We start from the raw sequence: 15,086 nt of genomic DNA, 5'->3' as shown, positions 1-15,086 counted from the left end.
ACCCGACATGGCGACCCAAGTTCTCATCCTCGACGACGAGCGCAACTACCTCCTGATCCTGCAGGCCCTCCTGGAGGGCTCCGGCTACGCGGTCACCGCTTTGGACGACCCCGAGATGGGCATGGCCTACCTCGAGGAATCCGAGGTGGACGTGGTCATCACGGACATGAAGATGCCCAAGATGACCGGCCAGGAGGTTCTGGAGCGCGTCAAGAAGACCTACCCCCACGTTCCCGTGATCATCATGACCGCCTTCGGCTCCATCGAGGCGGCCGTGGAGGCCATGCGCGTGGGGGCCTACGACTATGTGACCAAACCCTTCTCCAACGACGAGCTGATGCTCACCGTGGGCAAGGCCGCCCAGTACGCCAGGGCCAAGCGCGAAAACCTGATGCTGCGCCAGACCCTGGAGGAGCGCTTCTCGGTCCACCAGGTCATCGGGCGCTCCAAGGCCATGGGCCAGGTGCTGGAGCTGGTGGAGCGGGCCGCGCCGTCGCGCTCCACGGTGCTCATCATGGGCGAGTCCGGCACGGGCAAGGAGATGGTGGCCAAGGCCATCCACTTCGCCTCCCCCCGCAAGGACGGCCCCTTCGTCTCGGTGAACTGCATGGCGCTCAGCACCGGGGTGCTGGAGAGCGAACTTTTCGGGCACGAGAAGGGCTCCTTCACGGGGGCCGTGGCCCGCAAGCGCGGCCGCTTCGAGATGGCCCACGGCGGCACCCTGCTGCTCGACGAGGTGGGCGAGCTCACCCCGGAGCTGCAGGTCAAGCTGCTGCGCGTGCTGCAGGAGCGCACCTTCGAGCGCGTGGGCGGCACCGAGCAGGTCGAGGTGGACATCCGCGTGGTGGCCGCCACCAACAAGAACCTTCAGGAGGCCGTGGCCGCCGGCACCTTCCGGGAGGACCTCTTCTACCGCCTCAACGTGGTGCGCATCGACATGCCCGCCCTTCGCGAGCGCCGGGAGGACATCCCCCTGCTGGCCAGCCACTTCCTGCGCAAGTACGCCTCGGAGAACGGCAAGCCCGTGCAGGGCTTCACCACCGAGGGCATGGACGCGCTCACCGGCTACGAGTGGCCCGGCAACGTGCGCCAGCTGCAGAACGTGGTGGAGCGCTGCGTGGTGCTGGCCTCGGGCGAGCTCATCGGCGTGGACGACCTGCCCGCCGAGCTGCGCGACGAGGAGACGCAGTACAAGTCCGCCGTGGACCTGCTGCCCGTGCAGCTCAACCTCTCCGACACGCTGGAGCGCATCGAGGCGGCACTGGTGCGCCGCGCCCTGGCCCGCGCGGACTTCGTGCAGGTCAAGGCGGCGGAGATGCTGGGCATCTCCAAGAGCCTGCTGCAGTACAAGCTCAAGAAGTACAACATCGCCGGGCATTGACGCGCAAGGGCGCGGCCCGGCACCCGCGTGGTCCGCTCCGATGAATCCGAACGACGAATCCGCGCGCGACGTGGGCGAATACGTCGCCGCGCTCAAGGCCTCCGAGCGGCTGGGGCAGAGCATCTGCCACCACCGGGTCATCCCGGCGCGCCCGGCCGAATTCGGCGAGCCCGCCCGGCCGCTCTCCCGCGCGGTGCGCGAGATGCTTTCCGCCCAGGGCATCGACAGGCTCTATTCGCACCAGGCCCTGGCCATGTCCCTGGCGCGGGCCGGGCGCAACGTCTGCTCGGCCACGCCCACGGCCTCGGGCAAAACGCTCACCTACACCCTGCCCGTGCTGGAGGAGCTGCTGGCCAACCCCGGCAGCCGGGCCCTGTACCTCTTCCCGCTCAAGGCCCTCGCGCAGGACCAGCTCCGCGCCTTCCAGGAGCTCACGGCCCTGCTGCCGCCCTCGGCCAGGCCCAGCGTGGCCGTTTACGACGGCGACACCACGCCCTACATGCGCAAGAAGCTGCGCGCCGAGCCGCCCCGGGTGCTCATCACCAACCCGGAGATGCTCCACCTCTCCATCCTGCCCCACCACGAGACCTGGGCCACCTTCCTGGCCGGGCTCTCCCACGTGGTGGTGGACGAGGTGCACACCTACAGGGGCGTCATGGGCTCGCACATGGCCCACGTGTTCCGCAGGCTGCGGCGCGTGTGCGAGCGCTTCGGGGCCGCGCCCGCGCATATCTTCTGCTCGGCCACCATCGGCAACCCGGGCGAGCTGTGCCAGGCCCTCACGGGCCTTCCCGTGGAGGTGGTGGGGCAGTCCGGCGCGCCCTCGGGCAGGCGGCACTTCCTGTTCGTGAACCCCATGCAGGGCGCGGCGCACACGGCCATCCTGCTGCTCAAGGCCGCCCTTGCCCGCGAGCTGCGCACCATCGTGTACTGCCAGTCCCGCAAGATGACGGAGCTGGTGGCCTTGTGGGCCGCAGAGAAGGCCGGGGCCATGGCCCCGCGCATCAGCGCCTACCGCTCCGGCTTCCTGCCGGAGGAGCGCCGCGAGATCGAATCGCGCATGGCCTCGGGCGAACTGCTGGCCGTGATCTCCACCTCGGCCCTGGAGCTGGGCATCGACATCGGCGGGCTGGATCTGTGCGTCATGGCCGGATACCCGGGCACGGTGATGTCCACCTGGCAGCGCGGGGGCAGGGTGGGGCGCTCCATGCGCGAATCCGCCGTGATCCTGGTGGCCGGGGAGGACGCCCTGGACCAGTACTTCATGAACCACCCGGAGGATTTCTTCGACCGCCCCCCCGAGTCCGCCGTGGTCAACCCGGACAACCCGGCCATCCTGGCCCGGCACCTGGAGTGCGCCGCCGCCGAGCTGGCCCTGCGCCCCGGCGAACCCTACCTGGCGGGCGAGGCCATGCAGAAGGGCGTGGCCGAGCTGGAGGCCAGGGGCAAGCTGCTGCTGGACGCCCAGGGCGAGCGCATCCACAGCGCGCGCAAGGCCCCGCACCGCGACGTGGACCTGCGCGGCTCCGGCGGGCGCTACCACATCGAGACCACGGCTGGCGTGAGCATCGGCTACGTGGACGAGCACCGCGCCTTCCGCGAGACCCACCCCGGAGCGGTCTACCTGCACCGGGGCGTGAGCTACGTGGTGGAGACGCTCTCCCTGGGGGACCGCCTGGCCCGCGTGGAGCCCCGGCAGGTGGACTACTACACCCGCACCCGGGGGCAGAAGAGCACCGAGATTCTGGAAGTGACGGAGCAGGCCGTGGTCTTCGGGGCGCGCGTGGGCTTCGGGCGGCTCAAGGTCACGGAGCAGATCACCGGGTTCGAGCGGCGCAAGGCGCGCGGCGGGCAGATGCTCAACATCGTGCCCCTGGACCTGCCGCCCATGACCTTCGAGACGGAAGGGCTCTGGCTGGAGATACCCCGCCCCGTGCAGGACGAGACCGAGCGCCGGCTGTTCCACTTCATGGGCGGCATCCACGCCCTTGAGCACGCGGCCATCGGCATCCTGCCGCTGCTCGCCATGGCGGACCGAAACGACATCGGCGGCATCTCCACGCCGCTGCACGCCCAACTGGGGCGCGCGGCCGTGTTCATCTACGACGGCGTTCCCGGTGGAGTGGGGCTCACACGCCAGGCCTTCCAGCGCGCCGGGGAACTCCTCGAGCGCACGCTCTCCGTGATCGCCTCCTGCGGCTGCGAGAACGGCTGCCCCTCCTGCGTGCATTCGCCCAAGTGCGGCTCGGGCAACCGGCCCATCGACAAGGTGGCAGCCCAGTTCGTGGCCGAGGCCATCATCCGGGGCGTGCCCGAGACCACCGAGGCTTTCGCCGTGGAGACCGTGAGCTCCCCGGACGCCCCCGCCCAAGCGGCGGGCCAGGTCGAGGGGGGCGAGGCCCCGCGCCCGGAGCGCTTCGTGGTCTTCGACCTGGAGACGCAGCTCTCCGCCCAGGAGGTGGGCGGCTGGCACAACGCCCGCAAGATGCGCGTGAGCGTGGGGGTGGTCTACGACTCGGCCCTGGACGACTTCCTGGTGTTCCGGGAGGAGCGCATGGACGAGCTGCTGGCGGCCCTGCACCAGGCCGACCTGGTGGTGGGGTTCAACTCCCGCCGCTTCGACTACGAGGTGCTGCGCGGCTACACGGACATGGACTTCTCCGCCCTGCCCACCCTGGACATGCTGGAGCACATCACCCGGCGCCTGAGCGTGCGCATCTCGCTGGACACCCTGGCCCAGGCCACCCTGGGCGCGGGCAAGACCGCCGACGGCCTGCAGGCCCTGGAGTGGTGGAAGCAGGGCAAGGTGGAGGAGATCACCCGCTACTGCAGGGACGACGTGGCCATCACGCGCGACCTCTACCTCTTCGGGCGCGACAACGGCTTCCTGCTCTACCGGAACAAGGCGGGCAAGGTGGTGCGCTGCCCCGTGACCTGGCGCTGAGATCCGGGCGAAGCCGGTCCGGGAGTCCAGAGGGCGCAGCCCTTGGGCCGCCGGAGGCTTCAAACGGGGTCCAAGAGGCAGGGGAGGGGACGCCTCCGGCGGCCAAAGGGAGTTCCTCCCTTTGGAATCCCATCCCGCTTCGCGTTCAGCGCGGGAATAGGGCTGGCGGAAGGCTCCCGAAGGGGTGTTGACCGCGAAATTGCATCAAGAACAGAGCCCGGAGCCGCTGCCGCTTGTCAACCTTGCCCCAACGCGCTAGGCTTGAGCGCCGTCGCAACACGGCCGCAGGAGTGCGGCCATATCCGTTACAAGGATTGAGTCCGATGAAACTGACCACGCGTAGCCGCTACGGAACCAGGATGTTGCTCGACCTGGCCCAGCACGGCGCCGGAGGGCCCGTGCGCGTCAGCGAGATCGCCCAGCGCCAGGGCATCTCGGTGAAATACCTTGAGAAGCTGTCGCGTATGCTCAAGAAGGCCGGGCTGATCCGCAGCATGCGCGGCTCCAAGGGCGGCCACCTCCTGGCCAAGTCCGCCGCCGAGATCTCCATGGGCGAGATCGTGCGAGCCCTGGAAGGCGACCTCAACCTCGTCACCTGCTGGACCGAACGCACAAGCTGCCCCCGCCTGAAGACCTGCCCCACCAGCAAGCTCTGGCAGGAGGTCAGCAAGGCCCTTCTCGAACGCCTGGACGCCATGACCCTTGAGGAACTGCTGGCCTCCAGCACGACCGACGACAGCCTCCCCGCCTGCGGCAGCCACCGCCTGGGCTGACCGCCAGGCCAGGTTCCCGACGTTTTCCGGCCGCGCGGCCGGCCCGGATAGGGCCTGTTCGCGCGGCCTTTCACGTTTCCTCCGCCCCCTCGCCGCTCTTCCAGCTGAACAAAATACTCGCGGAATTCTTCCTCGCGGGAGCCTTCGGCCTCCCCCCTGCGCCATGGTTTCATGCGATGGCCAGTCCATGCCTCTGTACCAAGATAGGAATCGAAGGCAAAAATATGTTATTTCATTCACAAAGTGGTGCCGTACTTTGGTGGCCTGCGCTGGAAACATGACCGTGACGGTATGAATAGATGTATGAGTGATGATTCTATCCCTCTGTGTTGGTAGGGAAGCATCGGCTTGACAGTGTTCCTGCATGAAGGTAGGGGCTACATGCTTGGTAAAAGGTATGCGCGGATTGGAGTGAACACGATTCATATTGCGGCGTTAAGGCAGGAGCCGCAATCTGGTCCACTTCAGGTGCAAGTGCGCAACCGGCGCCCGGGCCACTGGCACGGGGCGCAGCTTCGGAAGGACTGACACCGGCCCGGGGGGGTCGGAAAAGTTGGGGGCCGGGCGGATTCGACCCGGCAGGTGTCGCAGGTCCATCATTTTCACCAAGGAGATGCCATGTACGCATTTGTGAACGGCCCGTTGGTATGGATTGCGTTCGCTGTGTTCATCCTGGGCAGCATCTGGCAAGTTGCCGCGCTCTACAGGATGTCCAAGCGGACGGACAAGGTGTTCTACAACCACTACAACTCCGGTGCTGCGGCCAGTTCCATCATCAACTGGCTGATTCCCTTCGGCTCCCACAGCTGGCGGGAACATCCCGGCTTCACCGTGCTCACCTTCGCCTTTCACATCTGCCTTCTGGCCGCTCCCATCTTCGCGCTTGGCCACACCGCCACCCTGGCCTTCAACCTGAACATCTCCTGGCCGAACCTTCCCGACTCCGTGGTGGACGCCCTCACCCTGGTCTTCCTGGCCGCCGCCCTCGGCATCCTCATCCGCCGCTTCGTGGTGCCCCAGGTGCGCATCGTCACCGAGCCCAAGGACATCGCGGTCTGGGTCATCACCGCGCTGCCTTTCGTCACCGGCTACATGGCCGCCCACAAGATGCTGCTCGACCCCGACACCATGCTGCTGCTCCACGCGCTGACGGGCTGCCTGATGCTCATCTGCATTCCGTTCACGAAGCTGGCCCATGTGTTCCTTTTCTTCATGAGCCGCGCCTTCATCGGCAGCGAATTCGCCCGCCGCGGCACCAAGACCTGGTAGGAGGTAAGCCACCATGTCCGAGCAAAAGCCCGTCAATGCCGCGGATATCCGCGCCGTCCTCGAACGAAACGATTCCGCACGCCTGCGCGCCTGGCTCAAGACCTGCGCCTCCTGCGGCCTGTGCTCCGAATCCTGCTTCTTCTACCTGGCCAACGACAACAACCCCGAGTTCATGCCCCAGTACAAGGTCCGCAAGACCCTGGGCGAGCTGATCAAGCGCCAGGGCGAAGTCAGCCGCGAAGAGCTGGAAGGCATGAAGGAGATCGCCTGGGCCCGCTGCACCATGTGCCGCCGCTGCTCCCAGTACTGCCCCTTCGGCATCGACATGGGCCTGATGATCAACATCGCCCGCCAGTGCATGCGCACCCAGAACGTGTGCCCCGAGCGCCTGATGAACATCGACCAGAGCTACGTCGAGTTCGGCAACCAGATGCAGATTCCCGACGAGGAGTTCGTCGAGACCTGCGAATGGATGGCCGAGGAAGGCCAGGCCACCATCAAGGACCTGGAGATCCCCATCGACAAGCAGGACGCCCGCATCATGTTCATCGTGAACTCGCGCGAGCCCAAGTACTACCCGCAGGACATCCAGGAAGCCGCCATCGTCATGCACGTGGCCGGCGACAACTGGACCATGCCCAGCCACGGCTGGGAGGCCACGAACCTCTCCATGTTCTCCGGCAACATCGGCGTTGCCGGGATGGTGGCCCAGTCGGTGTACGACGCGGCCCTCAAGCTCAACGCCCAGAAGATCTGCGTCACCGAGTGCGGCCACGCCTACCGCGCCGCCAAGTACGAAGGCCCCTACTGGACCAAGCAGCCCAACGGCCAGGCCCCCGTGGAGGTCACCCACGCGGTGGCGCTCTTCCACGAGTACATGAAGGAAGGCAAGATCAAGCTGAAGCACAAGTTCAAGGACGCCATCACCCTGCAGCACCCCTGCAACCTGTCGCGCAGCGGCGACCTGGGCGAGAAGGCCGACGAACTCATGGAGATGCTCTGCGAGAACTTCATCCCCATGGAGCCCCACCGCGAGTGGAGCCACTGCTGCTGCGGCGGCGGCGGATTCATCCCCATGGGGCCGGACTACAAGAGAACCCGCATGGTCGCGGGCAAGGTCAAGGCTGAGCAGATCAAGAAGACCGGGGCCAAGTACGTGCTGGTGCCCTGCCACAACTGCACGGACCAGATCAACGACCTGAACAAGGAATACGACCTTGGCATCAAGATCGTCTCCTTCAAGCAGCTCATCTGCGAACTCATGGAAGTCCCGCCCCACATGCAACCCGAAGAGGAGGATGAATAATAATGCGCCGCTCTCACACTCTCGCCGCCATCCTCGCGGCGTTCATCCTGATCGCCTTCGGCGCTGTGGGCTACTCGCAGAGCCCCGAGATGGTCATCAACAACCCCAAGGCCTACGCTGGCGGCAAGCAGCGCGGCCCGGTGACCTTCACCCATGACAAGCACCAGGCCTACGGCGCCAAAATGGAGTGCACCACCTGCCACCACAAGTACGACCCCAAGCAGCCCGGCAAGAACCTCTGGGACATGGGTGACGAAACCTCCTGTGCGGCCTGCCACGCCGGAGCCAAGAAGACCGCCAAGCTGGACATGCAGCAAGCCTACCACAAGATGTGCTGGGGCTGTCACGAGAAGATGCCCCAGGACAAGAAGCTGGAATACGGCCCCCGCGCCTGCGCCGGCTGTCATAAAGTGAAGTAATCCCGTCTTCTCGGGAGGTCCGCCCTGGGAACCCCGGCTCCAACGGCTCAACGCCGCAAGGAGCCGGGGTTCTTTTTATTGCCCGCGCAAGGATTGCCGCCGTCCAAGAGGGCGGGGGCATGGAGACGAACCGCGCGATGGCGAACAACAGGGGATACCCCGCGGACATGCAGAGGACGTGTCGGGCGGCCCTGTTTAGCGGGCATGGAAAGCGGCAATATCGAAGGTCATGCCGTGGGATCCCGCAACGCATGATCCCGAAAGGACTGGGCAAGACATCACTGACGCCAAGGTGAGAAATATCCCGGCAGGCATGAGCGGGCCGGTAAACCCCGGCGATCCCCGCCCAACGCAGTAAGCGGGCGGCGCATGCCGGAGCGGGGCCAGCGGCCGGTCCGGCCTTGGGCGTGGTGGCGGCTCCGAGGGGCCGGGCGCGGGCCGAAGGCCCCGTTGGGCCATCAGTCCGTGCGCCAAGAAGGGTTGCGCAACCCCATGGACAGCCTGATTCATTGAGTAACACCCTGTAATATCGCAGGAAAGAGCTTGTATCAATCTGGTACAAGGCGAATTCGGGGCATGTCCGGGCCTTTGAAAGCGATCACCTGTAATACGCTGAAATATGCTGAAATTACCCAAAAAGGTAGGAATTGAGGGATATCCTGCCTGAAAACCCTACCTGAAAATACCTCGGTCTTCCGGGTGGATAAGCGTTCCTGATTTTCGATCATGACAATTCTTTCACGAATGCCTTGACGAAGCTCTGGCATGTGTTCTAGTCCCTGGTCAAAATCGTTTCAGGTTAGCTGGTTATCGCAGCACCGCGCTGGCTGGAGGGGTGGGTCTTCAGCGGCGCGTCTCGGCATTCAACCCTAGAGGCAAGGACGGGATGCGTATGGTGAAACGTGTTTCCAGGTCACGATGGGGCAGAGTTTTCTGCTTGACCCTGACCCTCTCTCTGGCGGCGGCCCTGTTGGGCGCCTTTAGTGCCGGTGAGGGCGGGCAGGCCAAGGCGCAACAGCCTCAGATGGTCTTAAGCGGCACCGCCATCGGCGGAAAACCCGGCCAGGGACCACTGTCCAAGGCTGTGTTCAACCATCAAAAACACGAGGCGGCTGTCGGCAATTGCGAAAGCTGCCACCATACCGGCTCCATGGACGCCTGTTCGTCCTGCCACACCAGCCAGGGGTCGCCTGAGGGCGGCAACATCCAGCTCTCCGAGGCCATGCACTCCGCTCAGGCCAAGGCCAGCTGCGTGGGCTGCCACTACCAGGAGACCAAGAAGAAACAGTGCGCCGGCTGCCACCAGTTCATCGCCGCCGGGCCCAAGGAAGGCTCCTGCGTGGCCTGCCACAAGGACCCCAAGGCCCCCGCTCCCGCCGCCGCCAAGCCGGCCCAGCCCGAAGTGGTGACCATCGGCTCCATCTCCAAGGATTACCAGGCCTGCGAGTTCAACCACTCCAGCCATGTGGAGATGCTGCAGGACTACGCCAAGGGCGCTCTGGCCAAGGGTTTCCACACCCAGCCTGACACCCTGTGCCAGGGCTGCCACCATCACACCCCCGCCGGCGTGACCCCGCCCAAGTGCGGCACCTGCCACGGCAAGGCCTTCCAGAAGGAAGACCCCCGGCGCCCCGGTCTGATGGCCGCCTACCATATCCAGTGCAACCAGTGCCACAAGGCCATGGGCGTGGATTCCCCCAAGGCCACTGATTGCAAGACCTGCCACGCGCCCAAGAAATAACGAGGTACCTATGAAGCGCAGAAACTTCCTGGGACTCGCCGGCGCGGCAACGGCTACGGCCCTGGCCGGCAAGGCCCAAGCCGCCGGCGGGCATTCCTTCGACGGCTACCCCAACTCCTACGGCGTTCTCTTCGACGCCAGCCGCTGCATCGGCTGCCGCCAGTGCGAGATGGGCTGCAACAAGATCAACTCCGAAAACGTCACCGAACCCTGGACCACCCTTCCCAAGAAGGACCCCAAGGCGTTCGACGAGAAAGGCCTCAACGCCACGGCCCGTACCGACGCCAGCATGTACACCCTGGTGAACAAGTACGAGCCCCAGGCCCTGGGCGGCAAGACCCCGGTGTTCAAGAAGGCCCAGTGCATGCACTGCAAGGAGCCCGCTTGCGCCTCGGCCTGCTTCGTCAAGGCCTTCACCAAGACCCCCGAGGGCGCGGTGACCTACAACGGCTCCGTGTGCGTGGGCTGCCGTTACTGCATGGTGGCCTGCCCCTGGGACGTGCCCACCTACGAGTTCAACAAGCTGATCCCCTACGTGCAGAAGTGCCACATGTGCCATCCGCACATCAAATCCGGCAAGACCACCATGCCTGCCTGCGTGAAAGCCTGCCCCATGGAGGCCCTCACCTGGGGCAAGCGCGAGGACCTGATCAAGGAAGCCTGGGCCCGCATTTCCAGCGTGCCCGGCCGCTACCTGCCCCATGTCTACGGCGAGCGCGAGATGGGCGGCACCAACTGGATGTACATCTCCAACGTGCCCTTCGCCCAGATCGGCCTGCGCGAAGACCTGGGCAAGACCCCCGCCCCGGAGATGACCTCCGGCGCGCTGGGCCTGGTGCCCCTGGTCGCATGCCTCTGGCCTGTGCTCCTGGGCGGCATCTGGCAGATCACCAAGTGGAAGGACGAGCGGGCCGAGGAAGACAAACAGAAAGCCGTTGCCGAGGCGATCGCTCAAGAGCGCGCCAAGGCCGGGAAATAAAGGAGACCGACCATGAGCCAACACGATCACGGCGCTCAGCCGGTCATTTTGCCTCCTCAGGAAGCCTGGGGGGTCATCAAGAGCCTGCTCAACCCCGTCACCTACCTGAAGTTCGCCAAGGAGCATCCGATCCTCTCGCTGATCTTCCTGGTGGGCGTGGTCGTCACGGTCAACCGCTTCCTCATCGGCGGCCTGGCCGGGACCACCAACCTGGACGACAACAACCCCTGGGGCATCTGGATCAGCTTCGACCTGCTCTGCGGCGTCGCTCTGGCGGCCGGTGGCTACACCACCACGGCCGGCGCGCTGATCTTCAACATCAAGGGCCTGCGCACCGCGGTGAAGCCCGCGATCCTCACAGCCTTCCTGGGCTACGCCTTCGTCGTGTACGCCCTGCTGTACGACGTGGGCCAGCCCTGGCGCCTGCCCTACCCCGTGTTCTGGTCGCAGGGCACCAGCTCGGTGCTCTTCGAAGTGGGTCTGTGCGTCATGCTGTACGTCACCGTGCTCATGATCGAATGGCTGCCCAACTTCACCGACTGGGTGGGCATGCAGAAGATCAGCCACGTGATCCACAAGTGCACCATCGCCCTGACCATCATGGGCATCGTGCTCTCCACCATGCACCAGTCCTCGCTGGGCATGCTGTACCTGATCGCGCCCCACAAGATGCACCCCCTGTGGTACTCCGCGCACCTGCCCCTGCAGTTCTTCGTCTCCTCGATGGTTGCGGGCATGTCCATGGTCATCTTCGAGGGCACCATCTCGCACCACTACATGCACTCCCGCATGAGCCCCGAGTACAACCGGGATCATGACGGCGTGCTGTTCGCCTTCGCCAAGGCGTGCTCCATCATCCTCTTCGGCTACTTCTTCATGAAGTGGGTTCCCATTGCCGGGGAAAACAAGTGGGGCTACATCTTCGACGGCAAGTACGGCCTGATGTGGTTGATCGAGATGTTCGGCTTCATCGCCATCCCCTGCTTCCTCTATGCGGTGGGCTACCGCTCCAGGAGCACCGGGACCATCAAGGCGGCGGCGACCATCTCGGTGCTGGGCATCGTGTTCAACCGCTTCAACGTCTCCTGGTTCGGCTTCAACATCCACCTGCGTCCCGAGCAGCAGTACTTCCCCTCGGTGCAGGAAGTCATCGTCTCGGTGTTCGTGGTCACGCTGATCATCCTGTGCTTCCGCTTCATCTCGAAGTACATGGCCATCTTCTCCGACCACCCGTCCTACAGCAAGGGCCACCACTAAGAGGAGCATCGACATGGAATTCCACGTCTATCACGACCAGATGGTCTACTCCAAGGCCGCGGCCTACATCCTGATGGCCGTCGCCCTGGCCTGCTCGGTGGTCTGGTGGAAGTTCCTCACGGGCAAGGAGCCCAAGAAGAACGACGACCATTAGACCGCTGGCTGGAACATGAAACAAAGGGCCGCGGAGCGTATGCTCCGCGGCCTTTTTTCGTGGCGGGCTATTTCAAGGACTTGAAGGCTTCGCTGAACTTGTTGATGGCGTAGGGGGCGAAGAGGCTCGCACCGCCGTAGAGGAAGGTGGTCAGGTCGGTGAGCTTGGGCATTGAACCCGTCGACCCCAGGTTCCAGATGATCGTGATGCCGATGCCCAGGAATAGCACGACGATGACCATCATCCCGAGCATGGCGATGAGCCGGCTGGTGCTGGGGATGGTTTGGGTGGATTTGACGATCTTGCTGGGGTCGCTGGCGTCGGAATTCTCGACGGTCTCGGTTTCAGAGAGCGCCTTTGCCAGAGACCAGTTCTGGTCGCGGCCAAGCAGTGCGAAGATTTTGAAGAAGGCATACACGGCAAGCACGAGCACGATGGCCTCGAGCAGGAACAGGGTCTGTTGGGGCATGGCGGCCGGGTAGGCCGCAGCCGCGGCTGCCGAAGGGGCTGCTGGCAGGAGCGCGCCGGGTGGCGGGTCTGGCGGGGCCGCCGCGTAGGTGGGAAAACCTGAGGCCAGTACCGAAACAGCAGATGCGTAGATACAGTTCATGCGCATGGAGTACCTCCTGTCACAAAGCTGTCTGGATGCTCCTGCGTACCAGGAAATAGCTCATGCGCAATAGATCGCACGCATATTTACACCATGCTATATGTATCGGTTTCATGTGTTGGCCTCTTTCTTGGCTGTAGGGGTTTGACAACCACGGAAAGAGTGCTGATACTTGGCATCAGCAATTTCAATGGAGGTCTCCAATGCTGACTCTTTCCGATTCCGCCAAGGCGCAGATCGACGCCTTTTTCACCGATAAACCAAAGTCCCCCATCAGGATTTACCTGTCGTCCGGCGGTTGTGCCGGGCCGCGCCTGGGCCTGGCCCTGGACGAGAAGAACGACGCCGACGAGGCGTTCGAGGTGCAGGGCTACTCCTTCCTGATCGAGAAGGAGCTCTTCGACCAGGGCAAGCCCTTTTCCGTCGACCTGACCCACATGGGCTTCGAGGTCGGCTCCAGCCTGGAGCTGGGCGGCGGCGGTTGCGGCTGCTCTTCCGGTGGCGGTTGCCCGTCCTCGGGCGGTTGCGGTTCCGGCTCCTGCGGCTAGAACGTTCATTCCAAAATGAAAACAGGCCCTCTCGGCAACGCCGGGAGGGCCTTTGTTTTGGTCCGGCGGGTGCCCGTCAGCTTCTATTCCGCGCCCTTATACGCATCTCCCTGCTTTGGGCCGAAATAAGTGTGCAGGGTCGGCGGTTTTTCGTATGCGGACATTGGGAAAGGCGGTGTGGCCCACTGGGAGGCGACGGGGAAACCCCGAAGAAGGACGCCGACTGGACGACGGAGGGGAGTATGGACGACCTGCGTTTCAACCTGCATTGCCACGTGTTCAACCTCAAGGCCGTATTCAGCAAGAAAACGCAGCACATCATCGCGCAGCGCGTGCTGGACGCCGGTTTCTCCACCGGGGTGGCCCAACTGGTGGTGAAGGTGATTACAGGGCTCCTGAAGGGGCCGGAGGCCATCGAGAAGATCCAGCAGCTCATCGATCCGCACCAGCACAACGACTTTCTGGAATTCCTCAAGGTGGCCCTCCTGGAGGAAATGGACGAGGTGACCAACTGGCTGCTGGGCCAGCTGGAGCCTGACGTGATCGTCACGCCGCTGATGATGGACATCACCACCCCGGACGCGAACGACGGAGCGTTCTTCCAGGCGCAGACCGACAGTACGCTGCGGCAGATGTACCGTTTCCCGGGGCGGGTGCTGCCCTTCTTCGCCTTCAACCCCTTGCGGCCCGACGCCATGACGCGGTTGGAGAACGCCTGGAGGCAGGGTTTCGTGGGCATGAAGCTCTATCCCTCCCTGGGCTACGACATCCGCTCGGCCGTGGTCGAACGCGCGGTGCGCTTCTGCGCCGAGCGGGACATGCCCATCATGCAGCACTGCAGCAAGGGCGGCTTCTACGCCACCCGGCAGGACAGGGACAACAGCCTGCCCACCTACTGGGCGACGTACCTGCAAGGCATCCCGGGCTTGAAGCTCTGCCTCGGGCACTTCGGCGGGGAGGGCGACTTCGTCACCCCGGGATCGCAGAACAACTGGACCGACGCCATCCTGAAGATGATGGCCCTGTTCAACGGCCACGAGGACATGGGCACCGTCTACGCCGACGTGGCCTACCATACCACCGGGATGCCTCCCAACGCGCCTGACGCCTACAAGGAGCGTTTGAAGTCCATTCTGGAGGAAGAGGGATGCCGCCCCTACGTGCTCTGGGGCACGGACTCCTTCCTGGTGCGCCAGAGGGTCACCGAGCGCGAGTATTGGGATAATTTCCTGGGAGGCCTGATCGGGGACGACGACTTCCACGAGATATGCTCCCTCAACGCCATGGAGTACATGGGATTCCATGGGCGCAGGCTGGCCAGGAACCTCTCCAATTACGTGAAGGTGATGCGGGCCAACTCCAGCCTGTTCGACGCCAGGCAGGCCGCTCCCTGGCTGCGGGAAAGGCTGTAGCAGAGGCCGGAGATGGATACGCGGGGCTCCGCCCCGCACCCCGCCAGGGGGATGATCCCCCTGGACCCCGCAATCAATACGGGAAGGCGGATCCTTCCCGGATGGCAGCAGATACACCTGCCACCCCGATGTGTGCGCGTTAGAACGCGAAGCGGTTGCGGGGTGCAGGGGCATCATGCCCCTGCCGGAGGGGTTTGGGGAGGCGGAGCCTCCCCAAGAGTCAACGCAAATAAAAGGCCCGCGCCCGCCGGGTGGGGGCCCGGGGCGGTGTTGTGGGGTGGAAGTGAGGGGGA

13 protein-coding genes are annotated in these 15,086 nt (G+C 64.6%); 12 read left to right on the top strand and 1 reads right to left on the bottom strand.

Annotated elements, in window-relative coordinates; translation table 11 throughout:
* Positions 1–7: 7 nt before the first annotated feature.
* From MLE27_RS13410 to hmcD, 10 genes are all read left to right on the top strand, one after another.
* Positions 8–1,381 (top strand): sigma-54-dependent transcriptional regulator, encoded by a 1,374-nt coding sequence (locus MLE27_RS13410; protein ID WP_243312594.1) that lies wholly within the window; start codon positions 8–10, stop codon positions 1,379–1,381.
* Between the two features lie 40 nt (positions 1,382–1,421).
* A complete protein-coding gene (locus MLE27_RS13405; RefSeq protein WP_243312593.1) occupies positions 1,422–4,325 on the top strand; it encodes a DEAD/DEAH box helicase in 2,904 nt (967 codons plus the stop codon).
* A gap of 323 nt (positions 4,326–4,648) precedes the next feature.
* Positions 4,649–5,098 (top strand): RrF2 family transcriptional regulator, encoded by a 450-nt coding sequence (locus MLE27_RS13400; RefSeq protein WP_243312592.1) that lies wholly within the window; start codon positions 4,649–4,651, stop codon positions 5,096–5,098.
* A gap of 618 nt (positions 5,099–5,716) precedes the next feature.
* Positions 5,717–6,367 (top strand): respiratory nitrate reductase subunit gamma, encoded by a 651-nt coding sequence (locus MLE27_RS13395; RefSeq protein ID WP_243312591.1) that lies wholly within the window; start codon positions 5,717–5,719, stop codon positions 6,365–6,367.
* 13 nt (positions 6,368–6,380) lie between these two features.
* Positions 6,381–7,673 (top strand): (Fe-S)-binding protein, encoded by a 1,293-nt coding sequence (locus MLE27_RS13390; protein ID WP_243312590.1) that lies wholly within the window; start codon positions 6,381–6,383, stop codon positions 7,671–7,673.
* A gap of 2 nt (positions 7,674–7,675) precedes the next feature.
* Complete coding sequence (locus tag MLE27_RS13385; RefSeq protein ID WP_243312589.1) at positions 7,676–8,092, top strand: cytochrome c3 family protein; 417 nt, start codon at positions 7,676–7,678, stop codon at positions 8,090–8,092.
* A 937-nt stretch (positions 8,093–9,029) separates the two neighbouring features.
* The gene (locus tag MLE27_RS13380) at positions 9,030–9,833 is read left to right on the top strand and encodes a cytochrome c3 family protein (protein ID WP_243312588.1); all 804 of its coding nucleotides are present in this window, start codon (positions 9,030–9,032) and stop codon (positions 9,831–9,833) included.
* Positions 9,834–9,843: 10 nt separating this feature from the next.
* Positions 9,844–10,812, top strand: a complete 969-nt coding sequence (hmcB, locus tag MLE27_RS13375) for a sulfate respiration complex iron-sulfur protein HmcB (RefSeq protein ID WP_243312587.1) — start codon at positions 9,844–9,846, stop codon at positions 10,810–10,812.
* A 12-nt stretch (positions 10,813–10,824) separates the two neighbouring features.
* On the top strand, positions 10,825–12,069 hold the full coding sequence (hmcC, locus tag MLE27_RS13370) for a sulfate respiration complex protein HmcC (RefSeq protein ID WP_243312586.1): 1,245 nt from the start codon (positions 10,825–10,827) through the stop codon (positions 12,067–12,069).
* 13 nt (positions 12,070–12,082) lie between these two features.
* Complete coding sequence (gene hmcD / locus MLE27_RS13365; RefSeq protein WP_243312585.1) at positions 12,083–12,223, top strand: sulfate respiration complex protein HmcD; 141 nt, start codon at positions 12,083–12,085, stop codon at positions 12,221–12,223.
* A gap of 67 nt (positions 12,224–12,290) precedes the next feature.
* Here the strand turns inward: hmcD and MLE27_RS13360 are convergent, their stop codons facing one another.
* Positions 12,291–12,839, bottom strand: a complete 549-nt coding sequence (locus MLE27_RS13360) for a hypothetical protein (RefSeq protein WP_243312584.1) — start codon at positions 12,837–12,839, stop codon at positions 12,291–12,293.
* Positions 12,840–13,036: 197 nt separating this feature from the next.
* On the opposite strand from MLE27_RS13360, the gene MLE27_RS13355 reads away from it, so the two are divergent.
* Both MLE27_RS13355 and MLE27_RS13350 read left to right on the top strand, forming a co-directional pair.
* A complete protein-coding gene (locus tag MLE27_RS13355) occupies positions 13,037–13,381 on the top strand; it encodes an IscA/HesB family protein (protein WP_243312583.1) in 345 nt (114 codons plus the stop codon).
* Positions 13,382–13,623: 242 nt separating this feature from the next.
* Positions 13,624–14,793, top strand: coding sequence for an amidohydrolase family protein (locus tag MLE27_RS13350; RefSeq protein WP_243312582.1), 1,170 nt, complete (start codon positions 13,624–13,626; stop codon positions 14,791–14,793).
* The last annotated feature ends 293 nt before the right edge of the window (positions 14,794–15,086 follow it).

This window comes from Fundidesulfovibrio agrisoli, from assembly GCF_022808715.1.
Lineage (GTDB): Bacteria > Desulfobacterota > Desulfovibrionia > Desulfovibrionales > Desulfovibrionaceae > Fundidesulfovibrio > Fundidesulfovibrio agrisoli.
The sequence above is the reverse complement of the archived record's forward strand: the minus strand, read 5'-3'. Positions and strand labels throughout refer to the sequence as shown.